This is a genomic window from Streptomyces sp. NPDC037271 (assembly GCF_055603605.1).
Window position 1 is genome coordinate 252,132 of sequence record NZ_JBVJVN010000004.1, and the last position, 22,829, is coordinate 274,960.

The 22,829-nt window shown below is 70.8% G+C and carries 27 protein-coding genes; 18 read left to right on the top strand and 9 right to left on the bottom strand.

The annotated features are described in order from the left end of the window. Positions 1-1,119: a transaldolase gene (gene tal, locus ACZ7G3_RS10955; RefSeq protein WP_470924780.1), complete on the bottom strand. Its 1,119-nt coding sequence runs from the start codon at positions 1,117-1,119 to the stop codon at positions 1-3. 34 nt (positions 1,120-1,153) lie between these two features. After that, positions 1,154-3,241, bottom strand: a complete 2,088-nt coding sequence (gene tkt, locus ACZ7G3_RS10960) for a transketolase (protein ID WP_470924782.1) — start codon at positions 3,239-3,241, stop codon at positions 1,154-1,156. A 360-nt stretch (positions 3,242-3,601) separates the two neighbouring features. Here tkt and ACZ7G3_RS10965 point away from each other — a divergent pair, with 360 nt between their 5' ends. The 4 genes from ACZ7G3_RS10965 (at position 3,602) to ACZ7G3_RS10980 (ending at position 6,971) form a co-directional block, all read left to right on the top strand. Beyond that, positions 3,602-4,570 (top strand): heme o synthase, encoded by a 969-nt coding sequence (locus tag ACZ7G3_RS10965; RefSeq protein WP_470924784.1) that lies wholly within the window; start codon positions 3,602-3,604, stop codon positions 4,568-4,570. Between the two features lie 86 nt (positions 4,571-4,656). After that, the gene (locus ACZ7G3_RS10970; RefSeq protein ID WP_470924785.1) at positions 4,657-5,010 is read left to right on the top strand and encodes a hypothetical protein; all 354 of its coding nucleotides are present in this window, start codon (positions 4,657-4,659) and stop codon (positions 5,008-5,010) included. A gap of 98 nt (positions 5,011-5,108) precedes the next feature. Next, positions 5,109-6,215 (top strand): amidohydrolase family protein, encoded by a 1,107-nt coding sequence (locus tag ACZ7G3_RS10975; protein ID WP_470924787.1) that lies wholly within the window; start codon positions 5,109-5,111, stop codon positions 6,213-6,215. 18 nt (positions 6,216-6,233) lie between these two features. Further along, complete coding sequence (locus tag ACZ7G3_RS10980; RefSeq protein ID WP_470924789.1) at positions 6,234-6,971, top strand: nucleotidyltransferase domain-containing protein; 738 nt, start codon at positions 6,234-6,236, stop codon at positions 6,969-6,971. Here ACZ7G3_RS10980 and ACZ7G3_RS10985 read toward each other — a convergent pair. The 4 genes from ACZ7G3_RS10985 to ACZ7G3_RS11000 form a co-directional block, all read right to left on the bottom strand. Further along, a complete protein-coding gene (locus ACZ7G3_RS10985) occupies positions 6,926-7,948 on the bottom strand; it encodes a COX15/CtaA family protein (RefSeq protein ID WP_470924790.1) in 1,023 nt (340 codons plus the stop codon). The two genes, ACZ7G3_RS10980 and ACZ7G3_RS10985, sit on opposite strands and share 46 nt — an antisense overlap. Positions 7,949-8,014: 66 nt before the next feature. Beyond that, on the bottom strand, positions 8,015-8,731 hold the full coding sequence (locus tag ACZ7G3_RS10990; RefSeq protein WP_470924956.1) for an ABC transporter permease: 717 nt from the start codon (positions 8,729-8,731) through the stop codon (positions 8,015-8,017). Between the two features lie 53 nt (positions 8,732-8,784). Then, positions 8,785-9,708: an ABC transporter ATP-binding protein gene (locus ACZ7G3_RS10995; protein ID WP_470924792.1), complete on the bottom strand. Its 924-nt coding sequence runs from the start codon at positions 9,706-9,708 to the stop codon at positions 8,785-8,787. Positions 9,709-9,889: 181 nt separating this feature from the next. Beyond that, positions 9,890-10,678, bottom strand: a complete 789-nt coding sequence (locus ACZ7G3_RS11000; RefSeq protein ID WP_470924793.1) for an AAC(3) family N-acetyltransferase — start codon at positions 10,676-10,678, stop codon at positions 9,890-9,892. A 160-nt stretch (positions 10,679-10,838) separates the two neighbouring features. Here ACZ7G3_RS11000 and ACZ7G3_RS11005 point away from each other — a divergent pair, with 160 nt between their 5' ends. From ACZ7G3_RS11005 to dapD, 11 genes are all read left to right on the top strand, one after another. After that, entirely contained in the window at positions 10,839-11,597 is a 759-nt protein-coding gene (locus ACZ7G3_RS11005) for a helix-turn-helix transcriptional regulator (RefSeq protein ID WP_426519205.1), read from the top strand. Next, entirely contained in the window at positions 11,594-13,015 is a 1,422-nt protein-coding gene (gene sufB, locus ACZ7G3_RS11010; protein WP_003976894.1) for a Fe-S cluster assembly protein SufB, read from the top strand. The genes ACZ7G3_RS11005 and sufB overlap by 4 nt, the downstream gene beginning before the upstream one ends. A 59-nt stretch (positions 13,016-13,074) precedes the next feature. After that, positions 13,075-14,259 (top strand): Fe-S cluster assembly protein SufD, encoded by a 1,185-nt coding sequence (sufD, locus tag ACZ7G3_RS11015; RefSeq protein ID WP_470924796.1) that lies wholly within the window; start codon positions 13,075-13,077, stop codon positions 14,257-14,259. Beyond that, complete coding sequence (locus ACZ7G3_RS11020) at positions 14,256-14,573, top strand: non-heme iron oxygenase ferredoxin subunit (protein ID WP_398133333.1); 318 nt, start codon at positions 14,256-14,258, stop codon at positions 14,571-14,573. Before sufD ends, ACZ7G3_RS11020 begins: the two co-directional genes overlap by 4 nt. 7 nt (positions 14,574-14,580) lie before the next feature. Beyond that, positions 14,581-15,345 (top strand): Fe-S cluster assembly ATPase SufC, encoded by a 765-nt coding sequence (gene sufC, locus ACZ7G3_RS11025; RefSeq protein WP_383647647.1) that lies wholly within the window; start codon positions 14,581-14,583, stop codon positions 15,343-15,345. After that, positions 15,342-16,598 carry a cysteine desulfurase gene (locus tag ACZ7G3_RS11030; protein ID WP_426599577.1) on the top strand — a complete coding sequence of 419 codons (1,257 nt, stop codon included), beginning with the start codon at positions 15,342-15,344 and terminating at the stop codon, positions 16,596-16,598. Before sufC ends, ACZ7G3_RS11030 begins: the two co-directional genes overlap by 4 nt. A gap of 17 nt (positions 16,599-16,615) precedes the next feature. Next, positions 16,616-17,086 carry a Fe-S cluster assembly sulfur transfer protein SufU gene (gene sufU / locus ACZ7G3_RS11035; protein ID WP_030868583.1) on the top strand — a complete coding sequence of 157 codons (471 nt, stop codon included), beginning with the start codon at positions 16,616-16,618 and terminating at the stop codon, positions 17,084-17,086. Next, positions 17,083-17,415: a metal-sulfur cluster assembly factor gene (locus ACZ7G3_RS11040; RefSeq protein WP_073721574.1), complete on the top strand. Its 333-nt coding sequence runs from the start codon at positions 17,083-17,085 to the stop codon at positions 17,413-17,415. The genes sufU and ACZ7G3_RS11040 overlap by 4 nt, the downstream gene beginning before the upstream one ends. Before the next feature lie 91 nt (positions 17,416-17,506). Further along, the gene (locus ACZ7G3_RS11045; RefSeq protein WP_426599576.1) at positions 17,507-17,827 is read left to right on the top strand and encodes a DMT family transporter; all 321 of its coding nucleotides are present in this window, start codon (positions 17,507-17,509) and stop codon (positions 17,825-17,827) included. Continuing rightward, complete coding sequence (locus tag ACZ7G3_RS11050) at positions 17,827-18,363, top strand: TetR/AcrR family transcriptional regulator (protein ID WP_470924799.1); 537 nt, start codon at positions 17,827-17,829, stop codon at positions 18,361-18,363. Before ACZ7G3_RS11045 ends, ACZ7G3_RS11050 begins: the two co-directional genes overlap by 1 nt. Positions 18,364-18,484: 121 nt before the next feature. Continuing rightward, entirely contained in the window at positions 18,485-19,474 is a 990-nt protein-coding gene (dapD, locus tag ACZ7G3_RS11055; RefSeq protein WP_426599574.1) for a 2,3,4,5-tetrahydropyridine-2,6-dicarboxylate N-succinyltransferase, read from the top strand. Positions 19,475-19,577: 103 nt separating this feature from the next. Here dapD and ACZ7G3_RS11060 read toward each other — a convergent pair whose 3' ends face one another. Together ACZ7G3_RS11060 and ACZ7G3_RS11065 are read right to left on the bottom strand one after the other, a co-directional pair. Then, on the bottom strand, positions 19,578-20,162 hold the full coding sequence (locus tag ACZ7G3_RS11060) for a hypothetical protein (protein WP_470924801.1): 585 nt from the start codon (positions 20,160-20,162) through the stop codon (positions 19,578-19,580). A 57-nt stretch (positions 20,163-20,219) separates the two neighbouring features. Continuing rightward, positions 20,220-20,408 (bottom strand): hypothetical protein, encoded by a 189-nt coding sequence (locus tag ACZ7G3_RS11065; protein ID WP_426599572.1) that lies wholly within the window; start codon positions 20,406-20,408, stop codon positions 20,220-20,222. Between the two features lie 171 nt (positions 20,409-20,579). Between ACZ7G3_RS11065 and ACZ7G3_RS11070 the strand changes: the two genes are divergently transcribed. Next, the gene (locus ACZ7G3_RS11070; protein WP_398133317.1) at positions 20,580-20,810 is read left to right on the top strand and encodes a hypothetical protein; all 231 of its coding nucleotides are present in this window, start codon (positions 20,580-20,582) and stop codon (positions 20,808-20,810) included. On the opposite strand, the gene dapA is transcribed toward ACZ7G3_RS11070, so the two are convergent. Then, the gene (gene dapA, locus ACZ7G3_RS11075; protein ID WP_470924803.1) at positions 20,795-21,715 is read right to left on the bottom strand and encodes a 4-hydroxy-tetrahydrodipicolinate synthase; all 921 of its coding nucleotides are present in this window, start codon (positions 21,713-21,715) and stop codon (positions 20,795-20,797) included. The two genes, ACZ7G3_RS11070 and dapA, sit on opposite strands and share 16 nt — an antisense overlap. Positions 21,716-21,869: 154 nt before the next feature. On the opposite strand from dapA, the gene ACZ7G3_RS11080 reads away from it, so the two are divergent. Both ACZ7G3_RS11080 and ACZ7G3_RS11085 read left to right on the top strand, forming a co-directional pair. Continuing rightward, the gene (locus ACZ7G3_RS11080) at positions 21,870-22,289 is read left to right on the top strand and encodes a phage holin family protein (RefSeq protein ID WP_426599569.1); all 420 of its coding nucleotides are present in this window, start codon (positions 21,870-21,872) and stop codon (positions 22,287-22,289) included. Beyond that, positions 22,286-22,723 carry a DUF3618 domain-containing protein gene (locus ACZ7G3_RS11085; protein ID WP_470924805.1) on the top strand — a complete coding sequence of 146 codons (438 nt, stop codon included), beginning with the start codon at positions 22,286-22,288 and terminating at the stop codon, positions 22,721-22,723. Before ACZ7G3_RS11080 ends, ACZ7G3_RS11085 begins: the two co-directional genes overlap by 4 nt. The last annotated feature ends 106 nt before the right edge of the window (positions 22,724-22,829 follow it).

Sequence of the window (22,829 nt, forward strand, 5' to 3'; positions counted from 1 at the left end):
CTAGCCCTCCGAGGGGGCGAGGCGCTTCAGCTCCGCCTCGGTCGACTTCAGCAGGTCGTTCCAGGAGTCCTCGAACTTGTCGACGCCCTCCTTCTCCAGCAGCTGGACCACCTCGTCGTAGCCGATCCCGAGCTTCTCGACCGCGTCGAGGTCGGCGCGGGCCTGCTCGTAGGTGCCGGCGACCGTGTTGCCGGTGATCTCGCCGTGGTCCTCGGTGGCGAACAGGGTCGCCTCCGGCATGGTGTTCACCGTGTTGGGCGCGACCAGGTCGGTGACGTACATGGTGTCGCTGTACGCCTTGTCCTTCACGCCGGTCGACGCCCACAGCGGACGCTGCTTGTTGGCGCCGGCCTTCTCCAGGGCGCTCCAGCGGTCGGAGGAGAAGATCTCCTCGTACGCCTGGTAGGCGAGCCGGGCGTTGGCGACGGCGGCCTTGCCGCGCAGGGCCTTGGCCTCGTCGGTGCCGAGCGCGTCGATCCGCTTGTCGATCTCGGTGTCCACGCGGGACACGAAGAAGGACGCCACCGAGTGGATCTGCGACAGGTCCAGGCCGCGCTCCTTGGCCTTCTCCAGACCGGTCAGGAAGGCGTCCATGACCAGGCGGTAGCGCTCCAGCGAGAAGATCAGCGTGACGTTGACGCTGATGCCCAGGCCGATGACCTCGGCGATCGCCGGGATACCGGCCTCGGTGGCCGGGATCTTGATCAGCGTGTTGGGCCGGTCCACCAGCCAGGCGAGCTGCTTGGCCTCGGCGACCGTCGCCTTCGTGTTGTGCGCGAGGCGCGGGTCCACCTCGATGGAGACCCGGCCGTCCTTGCCGCCGGTGGCGTCGAAGACGGGGCGCAGGATGTCGGCGGCGTCGCGGACGTCCGCCGTGGTGATCATGCGAATGGCCTCTTCGACCGTGACCTTGCGGAAGGCGAGGTCGGACAGCTGCTGGTCGTAGCCGTGGCCCTGCGAGATCGCCTTCTGGAAGATCGACGGGTTGGTGGTGACGCCCACGACGTGCTGCTGGTCGATCAGCTCGGCGAGGTTGCCGGACGTGATCCGCTTGCGCGACAGGTCGTCCAGCCAGATCGCGACGCCTTCATCGGAGAGGCGCTTGAGTGCGTCTGTCATGGAAAATGCATCTCCTACGTGTCGTGTACGAGCGTCAGCGCTGGGCTGCGGCGATCGATTCCCGGGCGGCGGATGCGACGTTCTCGGCAGTGAAGCCGAACTCGCGGAAGAGCACCTTGCCGTCCGCCGAAGCACCGAAGTGCTCCAGGGAAACGATGCGGCCGGCGTCCCCCACGTACTTGTGCCAGGTCAGGCCGATCCCGGCCTCCACCGCGACGCGGGCCTTCACGGACGGGGGCAGGACGCTGTCCCGGTACCCCTGGTCCTGCTGCTCGAACCACTCGACGCACGGCACGGACACCACACGGGTCGGCACACCGTCGGCCTGGAGCGCCTGACGGGCCTCGACGGCGACGTGCACCTCGGAACCGGTGGCGATCAGGACGACCTCGGGCTCGCCGCCCTCGGCCTCGAACAGGACGTAGCCGCCCTTGGCCGCGTCCTCGTTCGGCTCGTACGTCGGCACGCCCTGGCGGGTCAGCGCCAGACCGTGCGGCTGGCCCTTGCCGAACTCCTTCGTCCAGCGGCGCAGGATCTCGCGCCAGGCGATCGCCGTCTCGTTGGCGTCCGCCGGGCGGACCACGTTCAGGCCCGGGATGGCGCGCAGCGAGGCGAGGTGCTCGACGGGCTGGTGGGTCGGGCCGTCCTCGCCCAGGCCGATGGAGTCGTGCGTCCACACGTACGTCACCGGCAGGTGCATCAGCGCCGACAGCCGCACCGCGTTGCGCATGTAGTCGGAGAACACCAGGAAGGTGCCGCCGTAGATGCGGGTGTTGCCGTGCAGGGCGATGCCGTTCATCTCCGCGGCCATCGCGTGCTCGCGGATGCCGAAGTGGATGGTGCGGCCGTACGGGTCCGCCTCCGGCAGCGGGTTGCCCGCCGGGAGGAAGGACGACGTCTTGTCGATCGTCGTGTTGTTCGAGCCGGCCAGGTCGGCCGAGCCGCCCCACAGCTCGGGGACGACCGCGCCGAGCGCCTGGAGCACCTTGCCGGACGCGGCACGGGTGGCGACACCCTTGCCCGTCTCGAAGACCGGGATCTTCTCCTCCCAGCCCTTGGGGAGCTCGCCCTTGGCGACGCGGTCGTACTCGGCGGCGCGCTCCGGGTTGTTGTCCCGCCACTGCTGGAAGGACTTCTCCCACACCGCGCGGGCCGCCTGGCCCTTCTCCAGCGCCTTGCGGGTGTGGCCGATGACCTCGTCGGAGACCTCGAAGGTCTTCTCCGGGTCGAAGCCCAGGACCCGCTTGGTCGCCGCGACCTCGTCGTCGCCGAGCGCCGAGCCGTGCGCGGCCTCGGTGTTCTGCGCGTTCGGGGCGGGCCAGGCGATGATCGAGCGCATGGCGATGAAGGACGGCCGGTCGGTGACCTTCTTCGCCGCCTCGATCGCGTCGTAGAGCGCGTTCGGGTCCAGGTCGCCGTCCGGCTTCGGGGCGACGCGCTGCACGTGCCAGCCGTACGCCTCGTACCGCTTGCAGGTGTCCTCGGAGACGGCGGTCTCGGTGTCGCCCTCGATCGAGATGTGGTTGTCGTCCCACAGCAGGACCAGGTTGCCGAGCTTCTGGTGCCCCGCGAGGGAGGAGGCCTCGGCGGAGATGCCCTCCTGGAGGCAGCCGTCACCGGCGATGCAGTAGACGAAGTGGTCGAACGGGGAGGCGCCCTCGGCGGCCTCCGGGTCGAACAGGCCGCGCTCGTAGCGGGCGGCCATCGCCATGCCCACCGCGTTGGCGACACCCTGGCCCAGCGGGCCGGTCGTCGTCTCCACACCCGTGGTGTGGCCGTACTCCGGGTGTCCGGGGGTCTTGGAGCCCCACGTCCGGAAGGACTCGAGGTCCGCCAGCTCCAGGCCGAAGCCGGCCAGGTACAGCTGGGTGTAGAGAGTCAGGGACGAATGGCCGGCGGACAGGACGAAACGGTCGCGTCCGACCCAGTCCGCGTCGGCCGGGTCGTGCCGCATCACCTTCTGGAAGAGGGTGTAGGCGGCGGGTGCCAGGCTCATCGCCGTACCCGGATGGCCGTTGCCAACCTTCTGTACGGCATCGGCGGCCAGGACGCGGGCGGTGTCCACGGCCCGCTGGTCCAGTTCGGTCCACTCGAGGTCTGTGGTGGTCGGCTTGGTGCTCACCCTGAGTCAGGGCTCCTCTCCACATGTCGGATGCCGGTGCACGTGGGCGCCCACCGGCTGCCGGCGCGTCCGTGAGTCGGCCGGCCGTTGTCGAGCCTACCCCCGTAAGTACGTGCGTTTTTCCCCTGGAAACAAGACTGCCGGGACTCCTTGGGATCCGCCTGTCGACTGGGCGAAACCCCATTCGGCATGTGAATACGGGCCCGCTCATCTGACCGCTCAATCGACTCTCCGAACGCACGTCGGAGCACCCCTCTCAACACGACCCCACCCCCGCGAGGGCCGAGGTATGGGCAACGTCTAAAGTGGCGTGGTACGCGCGAGCCTTTACCGCCACTTCACACGGTGGGGCTTGCTGGGATGTCTCTGTCAGGGGTGTGCGTGACGGCCGTTGAATCCCGTCCTGCGGGGGTTATCGGGACGAACCAGAGCCCGAGTCACCGGCCGTTCGGGGCCCGTGTCAAGGCGTTCGTGGCACTGACCAAGCCGCGGATCATCGAGCTTCTGCTGATCACCACCGTTCCGGTGATGTTCCTCGCCGAGCAGGGTGTTCCTGATCTGAAGCTGGTGCTGCTGACCTGCGTCGGCGGTTATCTGTCCGCGGGCGGCGCCAACGCGCTGAACATGTACATCGACCGCGACATCGACGCGCTGATGGACCGGACCTCGCAGCGCCCGCTGGTGACCGGCATGGTCAGTCCGGCCGAATGCCTCGTCTTCGGCATCACCCTGGCCATCGTCTCGACGCTGCTGTTCGGCTTCACCGTCAACTGGCTGTCGGCCTGGCTCTCGCTCGGCGCGCTCCTCTTCTACGTCGTGGTCTACACGATGATCCTCAAGCGCCGCACCGCGCAGAACATCGTCTGGGGCGGCATCGCCGGCTGCCTTCCGGTCCTCATCGGCTGGTCGTCCGTGACCAACTCGATGTCCTGGGCGCCGATCATCCTGTTCGGGGTGATGTTCTTCTGGACGCCGCCGCACTACTGGCCGCTTTCCATGAAGGTCAAGGAGGACTACGCGCGCGTCGGCGTGCCGATGCTCCCGGTCATCGCCTCGAACAAGGTCGTCGCCCGGCAGATCGTCATCTACAGCTGGGTGATGGTCGCCGTGTCCCTGCTGCTGCAGCCGCTGGGCTACACCGGCTGGTTCTACACGGCGGTCGCCCTGGCGGCCGGCGGCATGTGGCTGTGGGAGGCGCACGGGCTGCAGAACCGTGCCAAGGCCGAGGTGACGGGCGGCAAGCTCAAGGAGATGCGGCTCTTCCACTGGTCGATCACCTATGTGTCGGTGCTGTTCCTGGCGGTCGCGGTGGATCCCTTCCTGCGCTGAGCGCTCGTGAGGCGGGCGGGATGCGTGGCCGAGGCCACGCACCCCGCCCGTCGCCGTTCGGTCTACCCGTCGGTAGCATCCTGGTCATGGCAGACACGCAGCAGGTTGACACGAAGGCCGGGTGGGCCGAGCGGTGGGCCGAACACCGGCTGACCCGGATGGCCGGGCGGATCGACGCCTTCGCCAAGGCGCACGGCGGCGCCGAGGCCCAGGTCGCCTACCTCGGTGAGCGCGGCGCCCGGATCGTGCTCGTCGGCGAGGACGGCGCCTGGGGCGACCTCGTCGCGCGCTCGTACGACGGTGCCCGGAAGGCCGTCGAGAAGTCCGGGATCACCGTCCACGACGACTTCGACGGCGAGTTCGCGGCCAAGGTGACGACCGGCCCCTACGAGTGGTCGCGCATGGCGGGCATCCAGGTGGGCGGGCCGAGCAACACCTGAGACCGGGTTCACCCGTTAGGACCGTAGGAAGCCGTACGGCGCACGGGCCGCGAGGCGCGCGAGCCGTACGGCACACGGTCCCAGCAGGGGGAGTCCGGATGATCGAAACGCCGTCCCTGGTGGACCAGTACTGCCACGGCGTTCTGAGAACGGAGCTGGGCCTCGGCACCTTCGAGGCCCAGCTGGCACGCACCGAGGGTCCGCCCGCCCCGGGCACCACCCTGTTCGACACCCAGACCGGCTTCGCGGTACGCCGCTGGTGCCCGCCCCTGCTCGGCCTGGAACCGCACTGCCCGCCCGCCCGTTACCTGGCCCGGCGCCGCGAGCTCGGCGTCCTGGAGGCGGACCGCAGGCTGCTGCGCGGCAGCGGCATCACCACCTACCTGGTCGACGCGGGCCTGCCCGGCGACCTCACGGGACCCGCGGAGATGGCCACCGCCGGGAACGCCGACGCCCACGAGATCGTGCGCCTGGAACTGCTGGCCGAGCAGGTCGCCGACACCTCCGGCACCGTCGACTCCTTCCTCGCCAACCTCGCCGAGGCGGTGCACGGCGCCGCCGCGAACGCGGTCGCCTTCACCTCCGTCGCGGGCGTACGGCACGGTCTGGCGCTGGCGCCGGAACCGCCCGGGCCGGGCGAGGTGCGCGGCGCCGCCGCCCGCTGGCTGACGGGGCGCGAGGTCGGCGGCGAGCTGAGCGACCCGGTGCTGCTGCGGCACCTGCTGTGGAGCGCCGTCGCCTCGGGCCTGCCGATCCAGCTGCACGCGGGGCTCGGCGAGCCGGGCCTGCGCATCGACCGCACCGACCCGGTCCTGCTGACGGACTTCGTGCGGGCCACCGCGGGCCTCGGCACCGACCTGGTCCTGCTGCACAGCTACCCGTACCACCGCCACGCCGCCCACCTCGCCGGAGTCTTCCCGCACGTCTACGCCGACTCGGGCGCCGCCCTGGTACGTACCGGCGCCCGGGCCGCGACGGTCCTCGCGGAGATCCTGGAGCTGGCGCCCTTCGGCAAGGTCCTCTTCTCCAGCGGCGCCCAGGCACTGCCCGAACTGCACGTGGTCGCCGCCCGCCTCTTCCGCGAGGCCCTGGGACGGGTGCTGGGCACCTGGGTGGCCGAGGAGGCGTGGGCACCGGGGGACGCGCAGCGGGTGGCGGGGATGATCGCGTCAGGGAACGCGGGGCGGGTGTACGGCCTGGAGTGAATCGCGGACAATGCGCGGATGCCGACCGACACGCTGCTCGATCGCTTCCTCCAGGGACTCGGACCTCTCGCCCCCGTCGCCGTCTGGGCCCACGGCTCACTGGCCGGCGGCGACTACCGGGAAGGCCGGAGCGACCTCGACCTGATCGCGGTCCTGGACCGCCCGGTCACCGCCCGCACGGCCTGGCGGCTGGGACTGCTCCACGCCCGACTGCGCGCCGCGCCGCTCGCGGCACAGCTGCACTGCACCTACCTGTCGCCCGACTCCGTCGCGGGCTCCGCACGGCGCCACCTGACCTGGGCCCACGGGCGGCTGTTCAAACGGCCGGTCACCCCGGTCACCCGGCGCGAGCTGCACACCTTCGGGCGCGTCCTGTACGGGGAGTCACCGGGGACCGTGCTGCCGCCCGTCTCCGACACCGAACTGGCCGGGTTCGTCGTCCGGGACCAGCGGGACTTCTGGCGGCCGGCCGTGCGCCGGGGCGGGCTGTGGCGGCAGGACGTCTGGGTCGACCTGGGTCTGCTCACCTTCGCCCGCGCCACCGTCACGCTGCGGGACGGCAGCCTGATCTCCAAGCGGCAGGCCCTCACGGAACTCCGCGGCCTGGGAGCGCCCGGTGAGGTCGTCGGGGACATCGAACGACGCCGCTACGGGAACCCCGTGCCGTCCACCGCCGATTGGACCGTCCGCCGCGGTGAACTGACCCGGGACTACCTGGGGCCGGCCATCGACACGCTGGTCGCCTCGTACTCCTGAACCGGCGCCCCGGGCAGCGCCGCCTCCGGCCGCTCGCGCAGCGCCAGCAGCACCCTCAGCGCCGCGATCCACATCACGCACGAGCCGAACATGTGCAGCCCGACCAGGACCTCGGGAAGATCGGTGAAGTACTGCACGTAGCCGATGGCGCCCTGGGCGAGCACCACCAGGAACAGGTCACGGGTGCGGGCCAGCGGGCCCTTGGGCGCGTCGACCGCCTTCAGCACGAACCACAGGGCGAACGTCAGCGTCACCACGATCCACGCCAGGACGGCGTGCAGCTTGCTCACCGTCTCCCAGTCGACCGGCATCCGCGGCACGTCACTGGAGTCACCCGCGTGCGGTCCGGCCCCGGTGACCACCGTGCCGACCGCGATCAGCAGCACGGAGACGCCGATCATCGCCCACACCAGCTGCTGGACCGCCTTGCCGACCAGGGGGCGCGGTGCCGCGTCGCCCTCCCGGGTGCGCTGCCACATCACGGTCGCGACCGCGATCAGCGCGGTCGACAGCAAGAAGTGGGACGCGACGGTGTACGGGTTGAGGCCGACCAGGACCACGATGCCGCCGAGGACCGCGTTGCCCATCACGATCCAGAACTGCAGCCAGCCCAGCCGCGTCAGTCCGCGCCGGTACGGCTTCTGCGACCGCGCGGCGATGATCGCCCAGCCGACCGCGGCGCACAGCACGTAGGTCAGCAGGCGGTTGCCGAACTCGATGACGCCGTGCAGGCCCATCTCGCTGGTGGTGGTCAGCGAGTCGTCGGTGCACTTGGGCCAGGTCGGGCAGCCCAGGCCCGAGCCGGTCAGGCGTACGGCACCGCCGGTGACGACGATGACCACCGCCATGACGAGCGCGGCGAGGGCCGCCCGCTGGACCGTCCGGGGCTCCGGGGTCCAGCGCGCGGCGATGAAGGCGAGCGGGTTGCGCACGGCGGCTGCGGCGTCGGCACGGGTCACGTTTGGCACGCCGTCCATCGTAGGCGCCCGCTTGTGCACGCTTTCACGAGGGTCCGTCTCCGGCGTGCGCGGCCACTTTGGTGCCTACTCCCAGCGGAAGAACTTCCCGGCCGCCGCGAGTCCCACGACCGCCCACACGGCGAGGATCCCCAGGTCGCCCCACGGCATCCGCGCCCCGTGCTGGAGGACGTCCCGCAGCCCGTCCGACAGAGCGGAGATCGGCAGCAGCCCGAGCACGCTCTGTGCCGCGTCCGGGAACCTGTCCAGCGGCACGATCACCCCGCCGCCCACGAGGAGCAGCAGGAAGACCAGGTTGGCGGCGGCCAGCGTGGCCTCCGCCTTCAGCGTGCCCGCCATGAGCAGCCCGAGCCCGGAGAAGGCGGCCGTGCCGAGGACCAGGAGCAGCAGCACGGCGAACGGATCGCCGTGCGGCGACCAGCCCAGCGCGAAGGCGATCACCGTCAGCAGGACGATCTGGAGCACCTCGGTGACCAGGACGGACACCGTCTTCGCGGTCATCAGGGCCCAGCGCGGCAGCGGCGAGGCGGCCAGCCGCTTCAGCACCCCGTACCGGCGCTCGAAGCCGGTGCCGATGGCCTGCCCGGTGAACGCCGTCGACATCACGGCGAGCGCCAGGACGCCGGGCGCGAGGAAGTCGACGGCCTTCCCGGCGCCGGTGTCGATGATGTCCACGGAGCTGAACAGGACGAGCAGCAGCGTCGGGATGACCACGGTCAGCAGCAGCTGCTCGCCGTTGCGCAGCAGCATCTTCGTCTCGAGCGCGGCCTGCGCCGCGATCATGCGGCCGAGCGGCGCGGCGCCGGGCTTCGGCGTGTAGGTGCCGGTGGTGGTGGTCACGAGCGCAGCTCCTTGCCGGTCAGCTCCAGGAAGACGTCCTCCAGGGTGTGCCGCTCCACCGAGATCCGGTCCGGCATCACCCCGTGCTGGGCGCACCAGGAGGTCACGGTGGCGAGCAGCTGCGGGTCGATCTTGCCGTTGACGCGGTAGGTGCCGGGGGTCAGCTCGGCGGCCGCGGAGTCCGCGGGGAGAGCCTTGAGCAGGGACACCACGTCCAGTCCGGGCCGGCCGGAGAACCGCAGGGTGTTCTCGGCGCCGCCGCGGCACAGTTCCTCGGGCGAGCCCTGCGCGATGACCCGGCCGGCGTCGATGATGGCGACGTCGTCGGCCAGCTGCTCGGCCTCGTCCATGTGGTGGGTGGTGAGGATCACCGAGACGCCGTCGCCGCGCAGGTCCCGTACGAGGTCCCAGGTGGCACGCCGGGCCTGCGGGTCGAGGCCGGCGGTCGGCTCGTCCAGAAACACCAGCTCGGGCCGGCCGACCACGGCCATCGCGAGGGCGAGCCGCTGCTGCTGCCCACCGGAGAGCCTGCGGTACGTCGTCCGGCCGCACGAACCCAGCCCGAGCCGCTCGATCAGCGCGTCGACGTCCAGCGGGTGGGCGTGCAGCTTCGCCACGTGGCGCAGCATCTCGTCCGCGCGGGCGCCGGAGTAGACGCCGCCGGACTGGAGCATCACGCCGATCCGGGGCCGCAGCTCGGAGCCCTCCCGCACCGGGTCGAGGCCCAGCACGCGCACCGTGCCGGAGTCCGGCCTCCGGTATCCCTCACAGGTCTCGACCGTGGTCGTCTTGCCCGCCCCGTTGGGGCCGAGCACGGCGGTGACACCCGCCCGGGCCGCCAGGTCGAGGCCGTCCACCGCGGTCTTCGTGCCGTACCGCTTCACCAGGGCCTGGACCTGGACCACGGGCTCGCTTCGCATGGGTCACGAGTCTAGGTAGGCGGGCCGGGACTCCGGCGCGCGGGTGCGGGGATCTCCTCCGCAGGGGTGGGCGTACGCGGCGCGGCCGTGGGCCGGTGGGTACCGGCGCACCGGGTCGGTGTGCGGCGCTCACGCGGGCCCGTGCGTGGTCGCACCCGGCGCTCGCCGGTCGCTCGCGCCGCTACTCGCGGGGCCGGTGCAGCGGCAGCCACCGTTCCGCGTAGGCGACCGCGTCCGCCAGCGGGAACAGCCGTGCGGTGGCCGCTCCGACCCTCCCGCGTACGACGGGCCGGTCCCGCTCGAAGTCGTGCCCCAGCTCGTCGAAACGGTCCGAGGTGATCGACACCTCGGTGACCCGCTCCCAGCCCACCGGCCCCGGCCGCCCCACCTCCACCAGCGGGGACGGGGTCCGGTACTCGGCGAGGTGGAAGGCCGTGCAGGCCTCGTAGCCCGCGCCGAGCAGCAGCACCCGGGCGCCCAGCCGCTCCAGGGTCGCCAGCGGGCTGCGCTCGCCCAGCCGGCAGTCCGTCGCGTGCCCGGCGACCACCTCGGCGGCGCGGGGCCCGACGGCCGCGAAGGACGTCTGCGGATGCGCGCTGCGCAGGGCACCCGGCCAGGTGCGCACGGTCTCGGGGAGCACCCCGATCCCGACCGAGGGCGTGATCAGCGGGTCGTAGGCCGGCATCGCGGCGCGGATGGTGTCCCACCACTCCTCGGGCACCGGCGGGCTGCGCCACAGGGCCGGGTCGGAGAGGTCGCCGGTCTGGGCGGGGACCACCAGGGTGCCGTCCGGACCGAGCGCGTCGAGCAGTCCCTGGACGACCGCGACGGGACCTCCGCAGACCCAGCCGAGGGAGCTGAGGGAGGAGTGCACGAGGAGGGTGTCGTCGGTCCGCACGCCCAGCTCGCGCAGTCCGCCGGCGATCGTGCCGCGGGTGACGAGTGGGCCGGTGGGAGGGGGTGCAGGCATGCCGGGGAGTGTCCCGCAGGCCCGCCCGGGACGCCACCGGATTGATCGGCCGGAGATCGTTTCCGCAGGTCAGATTAGGTATGCCTAAGTGACGCAGGGCACCGTCGGATGATCCGGACGCGGCTTGCCCGCCTCGGAGGAATTACGCAACAATGGCGTTGTGAAAAACGTTGGCGAGGCTCCGCAGGAGGAACTCGCGACCGGTGAGCGGTCCACCCGCAACCGCGTCGCGCGCTCCATCCTGGACCACGGGCCGTCGACCGTCGCGGAGCTCGCCGGGCGTCTGGGCCTGACCCAGGCCGCCGTCCGGCGCCACCTCGACGCGCTGGTCGCCGACGACGTGGTCGAAGCCCGTGAGCAGCGGGTCTACGGCACGCGCACGCGCGGACGGCCCGCGAAGGTCTTCGCGCTCACCGACTGCGGTCGGGACGCCTTCGACCAGTCGTACGACAAGCTGGCCGCGGACGCCCTGCGCTGGATCGCCGAGCAGGAGGGCGGGGAGCAGGCGATCGCCGCCTTCGCCCGTGCCCGGATCGCCGGCCAGGCGGGCGCGTACCGCAAGGCGGTGGAGTCCGCGGCCCCGGACAAGCGCGCCGAAGCACTGGCCAAGGCCCTCAGCGCGGACGGGTACGCTGCTACCGCGCGGAGCGCACCCCACCCCCAGCAGGGCGAGCAGCTGTGCCAGCACCACTGCCCGGTCGCCCACGTCGCAGAGCAGTTTCCGCAGCTGTGCGAGGCGGAGACGGAATTTTTCGCCGAGCTGCTCGGTACTCATGTACAGCGGCTCGCGACCATCGCACATGGCGACGGGGTCTGCACCACGTTCATTCCGAAGACTTCGCACGCGCCGCCCACGGCGCGCGCGCCCAAGAACACCGCTAACGCATCTGCAAGCACGGCCGGGAGGAACCCCGCATGACTCTCCCCACGGAGACTGCTCACCCTGAGCTCGAGGGCCTGGGCAAGTACGAATACGGCTGGGCCGACTCCGACACGGCCGGCGCCTCTGCCAAGCGCGGCATCAACGAGGACGTCGTCCGCGACATCTCCGCGAAGAAGAACGAGCCGGAGTGGATGACCAAGCTCCGCCTCAAGGGCCTGCGCCTCTTCGAGAAGAAGCCCATGCCGAACTGGGGCTCGGACCTGTCGGGCATCGACTTCGACAACATCAAGTACTTCGTGCGCTCCACGGAGAAGCAGGCGGAGTCCTGGGAGGACCTGCCCGAGGACATCAAGAACACGTACGACAAGCTCGGCATCCCCGAGGCGGAGAAGCAGCGCCTCGTCGCCGGTGTCGCGGCCCAGTACGAGTCCGAGGTCGTCTACCACCAGATCCGCGAGGACCTGGAGGAGCAGGGCGTCATCTTCCTCGACACCGACACGGCGCTGAAGGAGCACCCGGAGCTCTTCAAGGAGTACTTCGGGACCGTCATCCCCGTCGGCGACAACAAGTTCGCCTCGCTGAACAGCGCGGTGTGGTCCGGCGGCTCCTTCATCTACGTGCCGAAGGGCGTGCACGTCGAGATCCCGCTCCAGGCCTACTTCCGTATCAACACGGAGAACATGGGCCAGTTCGAGCGGACCCTGATCATCGTCGACGAGGGTGCCTACGTGCACTACGTCGAGGGCTGCACCGCCCCGATCTACAAGTCGGACTCGCTGCACTCCGCCGTGGTCGAGATCATCGTCAAGAAGAACGCCCGCTGCCGTTACACGACCATCCAGAACTGGTCGAACAACGTCTACAACCTGGTCACCAAGCGCGCCGTGGCGTACGAGGGCGCGACCATGGAGTGGATCGACGGCAACATCGGCTCCAAGGTGACGATGAAGTACCCGGCCGTCTACCTGATGGGCGAGCACGCCAAGGGCGAGACGCTGTCCATCGCCTTCGCGGGCGAGGGCCAGCACCAGGACGCCGGCTCCAAGATGGTCCACATGGCGCCGAACACGTCCTCCAACATCGTCTCGAAGTCCGTGGCGCGCGGCGGCGGCCGCACCTCCTACCGCGGTCTCGTCGAGATCGGCGAGGGCGCCCACGGCTCCAAGTCGAACGTGCTGTGCGACGCGCTGCTCGTCGACACCATCTCCCGCTCCGACACGTACCCGTACGTGGACGTCCGCGAGGACGACGTGTCCATGGGCCACGAGGCGACCGTCTCCAAGGTCTCCGAGGACCAGCTCTTCTACCTGATGAGCCGCGGTCTGAGCGAGTTCGAGGCGATGGCGATGATCGTGCGCGGCTTCGTCGAGCCGATCGCCAAGGAGCTGCCGATGGAGTACGCCCTCGAGCTCAACCGGCTGATCGAGCTGCAGATGGAAGGCGCGGTCGGTTAAGACCCGCCCCCGAAGCAGTCGCCAGATTTCTGACGTAGGAAGAGAGCAGACCGACAGCCATGGCTGAGGCTCAGAACATCCCCGTGGGGTCCACCACCGCGGGCCAGATCGCGGTGGCCGCCGAGTCGACCGTCGCCACGCGCATGAGCGCACCCGCGTCCTTCGACGTGGCGGACTTCCCGGTCCCGCACGGCCGTGAGGAGGAGTGGCGGTTCACGCCGCTGGAGCGGCTGCGCGGGCTGCACGACGGCACCGCGGTCGCCACCGGCGACGGCGTGAAGGTCGACATCGACGCCCCCGAGGGCGTCGTCGTCGAGACCGTCGGCCGCGACGACGCGCGCATCGGCAGGGCGGGCACCCCGGTGGACCGGGTCGCCGCCCAGGCCTACTCGTCCTTCGAGAAGGCCGGCGTGATCACCGTCCCCAAGGAGACGGTCCTCACCGAGCCGATCCGCATCGCCGTGCACGGCGAGGGCGGCACCGCCTACGCCCACCAGGTCGTCGAGCTGGGCGCCTTCGCCGAGGCCGTGGTCGTCATCGACCACACCGGTGACGCGGTGCTCGCCGCCAACGTCGACTACGTGCTGGGCGACGGCGCCAAGCTGACCGTCGTCTCCGTCCAGGACTGGGACGACAAGGCCGTGCACGCCGGCCAGCACAACGCGCTGATCGGCCGGGACGCCACCTTCAAGTCGTTCGTGGTCACCTTCGGCGGCGACCTGGTCCGGCTGCATCCGCGCGTCGCCTACGCCGGCCCCGGCGGCGAGGCCGAGCTGTTCGGCCTGTACTTCACCGACGCCGGCCAGCACCAGGAGCACCGCCTCCTGGTCGACCACAACGTCCCGCACTGCAAGTCCAACGTCGTCTACAAGGGCGCGCTGCAGGGCGACGACGCGCACGCGGTCTGGATCGGCGACGTGCTCATCGAGGCCAAGGCCGAGGGCACCGACACCTACGAGATGAACCGCAACCTCGTCCTCACGGACGGCGCCCGGGTCGACTCGGTGCCGAACCTGGAGATCGAGACCGGCGAGATCGTCGGCGCCGGCCACGCCTCCGCCACCGGCCGCTTCGACGACGAGCAGCTCTTCTACCTGATGGCGCGCGGCATCCCCGAGATCGACGCCCGCCGCCTGGTGGTCCGCGGCTTCTTCGCCGAGCTGGTCCAGCAGATCGGTGTCCCGGACATCGAGGAGCGTCTGATCGCCAAGATCGACGAGGAGCTGGAGGCTTCGGTCGCATGACCTTCGTACGCGTCTGTGGAGCGGACGAGCTGGAGGAGGACACCCCCAAGCGGGTGGAACTCGACGGCACGCCGGTCTCCGTCGTGCGCACCGAGGGCGAGATCTTCGCGATCCACGACATCTGCTCGCACGCGAACGTCTCGCTCGCCGAGGGCGAGGTCGACGACTGCCACATCGAGTGCTGGCTGCACGGCTCGCGCTTCGACCTCCGCTCGGGCAAGCCCGACAGTCTTCCGGCCACGCGCCCCGTCCCCGTATACCCCGTAAAGATCGAAGGGGACGACGTACTCGTCTCCCTCACCCAGGAGTCCTGAGGCACCCATGGCAACGCTTGAAATCCGAGACCTGCACGTCACCGTCGAGGCCGACAACGCCACGAAGGAGATCCTCAAGGGCGTCGACCTCACCGTGAAGCAGGGCGAGACGCACGCCATCATGGGCCCCAACGGCTCCGGCAAGTCGACCCTCGCCTACTCGCTCGCGGGTCACCCCAAGTACACGATCACCGGCGGCACCGTCACCCTCGACGGCGAGGACGTCCTGGAGATGTCCGTCGACGAGCGCGCCCGCGCCGGCCTCTTCCTGGCCATGCAGTACCCGGTCGAGGTCCCCGGCGTCTCGGTCTCCAACTTCCTGCGCACCTCCGCCACCGCCGTCCGCGGCGAGGCCCCCAAGCTGCGCACCTGGGTGAAGGAGGTCAAGGAGGCCATGGAGCGCCTCAACATGGACCCCGCCTTCGCCGAGCGCAACGTCAACGAGGGCTTCTCCGGCGGTGAGAAGAAGCGCCACGAGATCCTCCAGCTGGAGCTGCTCAAGCCGAAGGTCGCGATCCTCGACGAGACCGACTCCGGACTCGACGTCGACGCCCTGCGCGTCGTCTCCGAGGGCGTCAACCGCGTCCGCGAGACCGGCGAGGTCGGCACCCTGCTGATCACGCACTACACGCGCATCCTGCGCTACATCAAGCCCGACCACGTCCACGTCTTCGCCAATGGCCGCATCGCCGAGTCGGGCGGCGCCGAGCTGGCCGACAAGCTGGAGGCCGAGGGCTACGAGGCGTACACGAAGGGTGGCGCATCCGAGTGACACAGCTGCCGGGCCTCCTCGACACCGAGGCGATCCGCAAGGACTTCCCCATCCTGGACCGACAGGTCCACGACGGACAGAAGCTCGTCTACCTGGACAACGCGGCGACCTCGCAGAAGCCGCGCCAGGTGCTCGACGCCCTGAGCGAGTACTACGAGCGCTACAACGCCAACGTCCACCGTGGCGTGCACGTCCTCGCCGAGGAGGCCACGGCGCTGTACGAGGGCGCGCGGGACAAGGTCGCGGAGTTCATCAACGCGCCCTCCCGCGACGAGGTGATCTTCACCAAGAACGCCTCGGAGTCGCTCAACCTCGTCGCGAACATGCTGGGCTGGGCCGACGAGCCCTACCGCGTGGACCACGAGACCGAGATCGTCATCACGGAGATGGAGCACCACTCCAACATCGTGCCGTGGCAGCTGCTGGCGCAGCGCACCGGCGCGAAGCTCCGCTGGTTCGGCCTCACGGACGACGGCCGCCTGGACCTCTCGAACATCGACGAGGTCATCACGGAGAAGACGAAGATCGTCTCCTTCGTGCTGGTGTCCAACATCCTGGGCACCCAGAACCCGGTCGAGGCGATCGTGCGCCGCGCCCAGGAGGTCGGCGCCCTCGTGTGCATCGACGCCTCCCAGGCGGCGCCGCACATGCCGATGGACGTACAGGCCCTCCAGGCCGACTTCGTGGCCTTCACCGGCCACAAGATGTGCGGCCCGACGGGCATCGGCGTCCTGTGGGGCCGCCAGGAACTGCTGGAGGACCTCCCGCCCTTCCTCGGCGGCGGCGAGATGATCGAGACGGTCTCGATGCACTCCTCCACGTACGCCCCGGCCCCCCACAAGTTCGAGGCGGGCACGCCCCCGGTCGCGCAGGCGGTCGGTCTGGGCGCGGCGATCGACTACCTCGACTCGATCGGCATGGACAAGGTCCTGGCCCACGAGCACGCGCTCACCGAGTACGCGGTGAAGCGGCTGCTGGAGGTCCCCGACCTGCGCATCATCGGCCCGACGACGGCCGAGGAGCGCGGTGCGGCGATCAGCTTCACGCTCGGCGACATCCACCCGCACGACGTGGGCCAGGTACTCGACGAGCAGGGCATCGCGGTCCGGGTCGGCCACCACTGCGCCCGCCCCGTCTGCCTCCGCTACGGAATTCCTGCGACCACGCGAGCGTCGTTCTATCTGTACTCCACGCCGGCCGAGATCGACGCACTGGTCGACGGCCTGGAGCACGTACGGAACTTCTTCGGCTGACGGGACGAGCGAAGAGCATGAAGCTGGACTCCATGTACCAGGAAGTCATCCTGGACCACTACAAGAACCCGCACGGGCGTGGTCTGAGGGACGGCGACGCCGAGGTGCACCACGTCAACCCGACGTGCGGTGACGAGATCACGCTGCGCGTGAAGTACGACGGTACGACGATCAGCGACGTCAGCTACGAGGGGCAGGGCTGCTCGATCAGCCAGGCGAGCGCCTCCGTGCTGAACGACCTGCTGGTCGGCAAGGACCTCGCCCAGGCGCAGCGGATCCAGGAGACCTTCCTGGAGCTGATGCAGTCCAAGGGCAGGATCGAGCCGGACGACGCGATGGAGGAGGTCCTGGAGGACGCGGTCGCGTTCGCCGGGGTCTCGAAGTACCCGGCCCGGGTCAAGTGCGCCCTGCTGAGCTGGATGGCCTGGAAGGACGCGACGGCCCAGGCACTGGACGGCGCCGACGCCGAGAAGGAGACGACGGCATGAGCGAGACCGTGGAAATGAAGCCGGCCTCGGAGGAGGAGGTCCGCGAAGCCCTGCTGGACGTCGTGGACCCCGAGCTGGGTATCGACGTCGTCAACCTGGGCCTGATCTACGGCGTCCACATCGACGACGCGAACATCGCGACCATCGACATGACCCTGACGTCGGCGGCCTGTCCGCTGACGGACGTGATCGAGGACCAGGCCAAGTCCGCCACGGACGGCCTCGTCAGCGAGCTGCGCATCAACTGGGTCTGGATGCCGCCGTGGGGCCCGGACAAGATCACGGACGACGGCCGCGAGCAGCTGCGCGCGCTCGGCTTCAACGTCTGAGACGCCCCCGCACCGCTTCGCGAAACGGCGACGCCCTCGGGCGTCGCCGTTTCCGTGTGTACACCCGCCTCCGCTATGTACGCTCGTACACATGGGATATCTGCTCCTGGCCGGAGCCATCGCCGCCGAGGTCGCCGGCACCACCGCCATGAAGTACAGCGAGGGCTTCAGCAGGCTGGTCCCCTCGGTGCTGACGGCACTCGCGTACGTGCTCTCCTTCGCGCTGCTCGCCCAGACCCTGAAGGTCCTCGCCGTCGGCACGGCGTACGCCATCTGGGCCGGCGTGGGCACCGCCGCCATCGCCGCGATCGGCGTGGCGTTCATGGGCGAGGGGATGACCGCCACCAAGGCCGCCGGCATCGCGCTGATCATCGTCGGCGTGGTCGTCCTCAACCTGGGCGGCGCGCACTGATGTCCCGGCGCTACGACCCCGAGCGGCGCCGGCGCATCATCGACGCGGCGATCCGGGTCGTCGGGCGCAAGGGCATCGCCGGTCTCAGCCACCGCACCGTCGCCGCCGAGGCGGACGTCCCCCTCGGCTCGACGACGTACCACTTCGCGACGCTGGACGAGCTTCTGGTCGCCGCCCTGCGCCAGGCGAACGAGGGCTTCGCCAAGGTGGTCGCCGCCCACCCGGCACTGTCGGACCCGGACGCCGACCTGCCCGCCGAACTCGCCCGCGTCCTCGGCGAGTGGCTGGGCGGCGACCGCACGGGCGTCGAGCTGGAGTACGAGCTGTACCTGGCCGCCCTGCGCCGCCCCGCCCTGCGCCCGGTCGCCGCGGAGTGGGCCGAGGACGTGGCCGCCCTGCTGGCGTCCCGCACGGACCCGGTGACGGCGCGGGCGCTGGTCGCCCTGATGGACGGGATCTGTCTCCAGGCGCTGCTGACGGGGACGCCGTACGACGAGGTGTACGCGCGGGAGGTACTGGCGCGGGTGATCGCCTGAACCACGCGGTCGCAGGCGCGGGCGCCGGGCGGGCGGGGGTGGCGCCGCGCGGGATACCGGCACGTGAGATCCCCCGCCGACCGGTTCGCACCCGACACCCCCGGCCGGTTAGGTTGCCCTCATGACCGACACGACTGCACCCCGCACCACCGGCGCCGTGGCCGCCGGGCTCGCCACCATCGCCGCCGACGGCACCGTTCTCGACACCTGGTTCCCCGCCCCCGAACTCGTCGCGGAGCCGGGCCCGTCCGGCACCGAGCGCCTCACCGCCGAACAGGCCGCCGAACTCCTCGGCGGCGGCGCGACCGCGGCGGTCGGTCAGGACGCCCGGCGCGGCGTCGAGGTGGTCGCGGTCCGCACGGTCATCGCCTCGCTGGACGAGAAGCCGGTCGACACGCACGACGTCTACCTGCGCCTGCACCTGCTCTCCCACCGCCTGGTCAAGCCGCACGGCCAGAACCTGGACGGCATCTTCGCCCACCTCGCCAACGTCGCCTGGACCTCGCTGGGCCCGGTCGCCGTCGACGACGTCGAGAAGGTCCGCCTCAACGCCCGCGCGGAGGGGCTGCACCTCCAGGTGACCTCGATCGACAAGTTCCCGCGCATGACGGACTACGTCGCCCCCAAGGGCGTCCGCCTCGCCGACGCCGACCGCGTCCGCCTCGGCGCGCACCTGGCCGAGGGCACCACCGTCATGCACGAGGGCTTCGTCAACTTCAACGCGGGCACGCTCGGCACGTCGATGGTCGAGGGCCGCATCTCCGCGGGCGTCGTCGTCGGCGACGGCTCCGACATCGGTGGCGGCGCCTCCACCATGGGCACCCTCTCCGGCGGCGGCAACGTGCGCATCACCATCGGCGAGCGCTGCCTGGTCGGCGCCGAGGCGGGCGTGGGCATCGCGCTCGGCGACGAGTGCGTGGTCGAGGCCGGCCTGTACGTCACCGCGGGCACGCGTGTGACGATGCCCGACGGGCAGATCGTCAAGGCCCGGGAACTCTCCGGCGCCTCCAACATCCTCTTCCGCCGCAACTCGGTCACGGGCACGGTCGAGGCCCGCCCGAACAACGCGGTGTGGGGCGGCCTGAACGACGTCCTGCACAGCCACAACTGATCACAGGCGGCCGTGACCCGCGGCCGCCTGTCGTCGAGCGCCCTTCCACGGCCCTGGGAACGGCCCGGGAGGGCGCTCGCGCGTCCAGTGCCCGTCTCGTCGGTCACTGGTCGTCGACGCCCAGATCGGTGCGCATCGACTGCTTCAGTTCCCCCAGGTAGGGCCAGACCTCCTCGTGGAACTCACCCTCCAGGTTCGCCAGTTCCGCCGTGTGGTCGCAGGGCGCTGATCCGTACTTCCTGAGCTTGCCGTACGCGGCGTTCAAGCGTTTCTTCGCCGTGCTGGAAGCGCGCAGGACGTCTTGCGGAGCGATCATCTGGGATTCCGCGTAGCTGTCCCGGTAGGCCAGCCTGCCCGCTTCCAGATCAGCCAGGCGCGAGTCGGCGTCCTCGCCGCGCTGAAGGGCGTGCAGATAGCTCGTCATCGCCGTCAGATACTGGCGTGCGGAAGTGTTCAGTGCGATGTAGCAGGCGCGCCGGCGTTCGAGGCTTTCGAGCTGCCGCTGCCTGGCCTGCTCCGCCCGGAGCATCTCCTCGGCGTGACCGCGTTCCTCACGCCGTTGTTCCGCGGCGGCCTGGAGCTCCATGCGCTTGGTGCGGTCCGCACGATTCTGTGTCAGCAGCGCGGCTCCCAGCGTTCCCGCCACGCCCACCACGGCGATCAACAAACCCGCCCAACTCGCGCCCATGAGGCCCCCTTTCGCGCGAGCGGCGCACCGTCCCCCGGCAGGAGCCCCCAACGACGGTCACCGCTTCATCGTCCTGTACCGCTTCATTAGCACGGTCAGGCGCGCGTGGTCGGCCGTTCCGTTGAGCTCGGCCAGGAGGTCGTCGGGGCACAGCTCGTAGTGGTCGCCCCAGAAGCGGTGGCGGCGGTTGTCCCAGATCCGGTATCCGCCCGGTACGCCCCGGGCCACGTAGCGCCTTCTGCTCATCGGGTGACCGTAGGCGCAGGGGTGGTGTCCCGCCAACGCGATAAAAGCGCATGCCTCGCGCGCCCCCCGCACGTACGGCTGACTCCCCGTGACCTTCCGGTGGTCTTGGCGGATGAACCGGTGGACGCAGTGTCCGATCAGACGCCGATCCGACGAAACGAGGGGCCTGGTATGACGAACGAGCGGGCGAGGACCGTGGCGCGTTGGCTGGCCGGGGCGGGGACCGCGGTACTGGTGTGCTGGACCCCGGCGGGGACCGCGCACGCCGACGAGACGACCACCAATTCGCACAACGGCCCCCGGATGGGGCTCCTCAACGTCCACGTGGGGCAGATCGACGACCCGGCGGAGGACGTACTGGAGCACACGCTGCTGTTCGGTGACGGTTACGCCTGGGACTGACCCGAGCCGGCGACCAGCTCTTCGTACGTCGTCAGCAACGCGGCGGTCGTCTCCCGGTCCGCGCCCCGCAGCGGTGCGCGGACCGGTCCGGCGGGGAGGCCGAGCGCACCGAGGAGGGCCTTCGCGGTGACGGTGCCGGGCAGCCCCGCCGCCATCATCGACTCGATGAGCGGCAGCGCCCGCCGCTGGAGCAGGGCGGCCCGCCCGGTGTCGCCCGCGTCGAAGGCGCCGAGGACCGCGCGGAACAGGTCGGGCGCCACGTTCGCGACCGTGCTGACGTACCCCGCCGCGCCGATCGCGTACAGGGCGAGCACCTGCTCGTCGCAGCCCGCGTAGTACGCCAGGCCGGTGCGGGACAGCACCTTCTGGACGCCGAGGAGGTCGTACGAGCAGTCCTTGACGGCGACGATCCGCGGGTGCCCGGCGAGCCGGACGAGCGTGTCGGGCTCGATGCGGGTGCCGGTGCGGCCCGGGATGTCGTAGAGGGCGAGCGGCAGTCCGCAGGCGTCCGCGACCTCCAGGAAGTGCGCCTCCACGGCGTCCTGCGGGGGCCTGCTGTAGTACGGCGCGACCACGAGCAGGCCGTCCGCGCCCGCCTTCTCCGCGGCCAGCGCCAGCTCCACCGTGTGCCGGGTGTCGGCCGTGCCCACCCCGGCGACGAGCGACGCCCGGTCCCCGACCGCCTCCCGCACCGCCGTGATCAGCGCCGCCTTCTCGGCGTCCGTGGTGGTCGGCGACTCGCCCGTGGTGCCGGACAGCACCAGGCCGTCACAGCCCCGCGACACCAGCCGGTCGGCGAGCCGCCGGGCACCGTCGAGGTCGAGCGCACCGGTCTCGGTGAACGGCGTGACCATGGCGCACAGGGCGCGGCCGAAAGGCGCGGGGGAGGGGGCGTCTGTCGTCATGGGAGTAGTGTCGGCGGACAGACCTTGTAGCTCCACTTAATTCTCCTACGAGATATCTGTAAGAGATGCTGCGTGGTCGGCCGGGGGTGAGGACAGGGATAGTGCCGGTGGGCCGGGGGTACCCGGAGCGCTCCGAACCGAGAGGAGGCGGAACGTGACCGGGACCATGCACACCAGGCCGGTGCACGACGAGCAGCACTCCGTGGGTGAACTGGTCGGGCAGGCCACCGAACAGCTCTCCCGGCTCGTGCGCCAGGAAGTGGCCCTCGCCAAGATGGAGCTGGCCGAGAAGGGCAGGCGCGCCGGGCGGGGCGGCGGGATGCTCGGCGCCGCGGGCGCCATCGCGTACGTCGGTCTGTTCGCCCTGGCCGGCACGGCCACCGCCGCGCTCTCACTGGTGCTGCCCGTCTGGGCCGCGGCGCTCATCGTGACGGCGGCGCTCTTCGTGATCGCGGGTGTACTGGCCATGATGGGCCGTGCCCAGCTCCGTCGCGCCGTGCCCCCGAAGCCCGAGGAGACCCTGGGCAGCGTCAGGGCCGACGTGGACCAGATCAGGGAAAGGGCGCATCGATGACCGACGCGACGAGCGGGGACGGCACGAGGACCGGGGCCGGCTCCACCGCGCAGCCGGCCGGCGGGGCCAAGGGGCCCGACGAGCTGCGGCGGCAGATCGAGCAGACCCGAGGCCAGCTCGGCGACACCGTGGAGGAGCTGGCCGGGAAGGCGGACGTGAAGGGCCGTGCCAAGGCCCGCGCCGCCGACCTCCGGGACAAGGCCGGTGCCATGACCGTGCAGCTGCGCAGCTCCGCCGCACAGGCGGGGCACACCGTGCAGGACAAGGCGAGCCGGGCCGGGCACACCGCTGAGCGGCGCGTGCCGGGACGGGCGCGCGGCGCGGTTCAGGCGGGGCTCAGGCATCCGCGTGCGGTGCTGATCGCCGGGGCGGCGGCGGGCGCGCTGGTCGCGGCGAGCGTGATCAGCCACCGCCGGCATCACGGGTACTGCTGAGAACGCGGCGTGGGGGGGGGGGGGGGGGGGGGGGGGGGGGGGGGGGGGGAGGGACGGTAAGTGTGCACGGAGGGGAGCAGGGAGCACCTCAGCTGCTAACCTGGCC

Excerpts from the sequence above, each read along its gene's own strand:
- ACZ7G3_RS10970 (WP_470924785.1), top strand. The coding sequence starts at position 4,657 with ATGGCAGACACGCAGCAGGTTGACACGAAGGCCGGGTGGGCCGAGCGG.
- ACZ7G3_RS10965 (WP_470924784.1), top strand. The coding sequence starts at position 3,602 with ATGTCTCTGTCAGGGGTGTGCGTGACGGCCGTTGAATCCCGTCCTGCG.
- sufD (WP_470924796.1), top strand. The coding sequence starts at position 13,075 with ATGGCTGAGGCTCAGAACATCCCCGTGGGGTCCACCACCGCGGGCCAG.
- sufC (WP_383647647.1), top strand. The coding sequence starts at position 14,581 with ATGGCAACGCTTGAAATCCGAGACCTGCACGTCACCGTCGAGGCCGAC.
- tal (WP_470924780.1), bottom strand. The coding sequence starts at position 1,119 with ATGACAGACGCACTCAAGCGCCTCTCCGATGAAGGCGTCGCGATCTGG.
- ACZ7G3_RS11085 (WP_470924805.1), top strand. The coding sequence starts at position 22,286 with ATGACCGACGCGACGAGCGGGGACGGCACGAGGACCGGGGCCGGCTCC.
- sufU (WP_030868583.1), top strand. The coding sequence starts at position 16,616 with ATGAAGCTGGACTCCATGTACCAGGAAGTCATCCTGGACCACTACAAG.
- ACZ7G3_RS11040 (WP_073721574.1), top strand. The coding sequence starts at position 17,083 with ATGAGCGAGACCGTGGAAATGAAGCCGGCCTCGGAGGAGGAGGTCCGC.
- ACZ7G3_RS11045 (WP_426599576.1), top strand. The coding sequence starts at position 17,507 with ATGGGATATCTGCTCCTGGCCGGAGCCATCGCCGCCGAGGTCGCCGGC.
- ACZ7G3_RS10985 (WP_470924790.1), bottom strand. The coding sequence starts at position 7,948 with ATGGACGGCGTGCCAAACGTGACCCGTGCCGACGCCGCAGCCGCCGTG.
- ACZ7G3_RS10975 (WP_470924787.1), top strand. The coding sequence starts at position 5,109 with ATGATCGAAACGCCGTCCCTGGTGGACCAGTACTGCCACGGCGTTCTG.
- ACZ7G3_RS10990 (WP_470924956.1), bottom strand. The coding sequence starts at position 8,731 with ATGATCGCGGCGCAGGCCGCGCTCGAGACGAAGATGCTGCTGCGCAAC.
- dapD (WP_426599574.1), top strand. The coding sequence starts at position 18,485 with ATGACCGACACGACTGCACCCCGCACCACCGGCGCCGTGGCCGCCGGG.
- sufB (WP_003976894.1), top strand. The coding sequence starts at position 11,594 with ATGACTCTCCCCACGGAGACTGCTCACCCTGAGCTCGAGGGCCTGGGC.
- ACZ7G3_RS10995 (WP_470924792.1), bottom strand. The coding sequence starts at position 9,708 with ATGCGAAGCGAGCCCGTGGTCCAGGTCCAGGCCCTGGTGAAGCGGTAC.
- ACZ7G3_RS11050 (WP_470924799.1), top strand. The coding sequence starts at position 17,827 with ATGTCCCGGCGCTACGACCCCGAGCGGCGCCGGCGCATCATCGACGCG.
- ACZ7G3_RS10980 (WP_470924789.1), top strand. The coding sequence starts at position 6,234 with ATGCCGACCGACACGCTGCTCGATCGCTTCCTCCAGGGACTCGGACCT.
- ACZ7G3_RS11000 (WP_470924793.1), bottom strand. The coding sequence starts at position 10,678 with ATGCCTGCACCCCCTCCCACCGGCCCACTCGTCACCCGCGGCACGATC.
- ACZ7G3_RS11060 (WP_470924801.1), bottom strand. The coding sequence starts at position 20,162 with ATGGGCGCGAGTTGGGCGGGTTTGTTGATCGCCGTGGTGGGCGTGGCG.
- ACZ7G3_RS11065 (WP_426599572.1), bottom strand. The coding sequence starts at position 20,408 with ATGAGCAGAAGGCGCTACGTGGCCCGGGGCGTACCGGGCGGATACCGG.
- ACZ7G3_RS11020 (WP_398133333.1), top strand. The coding sequence starts at position 14,256 with ATGACCTTCGTACGCGTCTGTGGAGCGGACGAGCTGGAGGAGGACACC.
- ACZ7G3_RS11070 (WP_398133317.1), top strand. The coding sequence starts at position 20,580 with ATGACGAACGAGCGGGCGAGGACCGTGGCGCGTTGGCTGGCCGGGGCG.
- dapA (WP_470924803.1), bottom strand. The coding sequence starts at position 21,715 with ATGACGACAGACGCCCCCTCCCCCGCGCCTTTCGGCCGCGCCCTGTGC.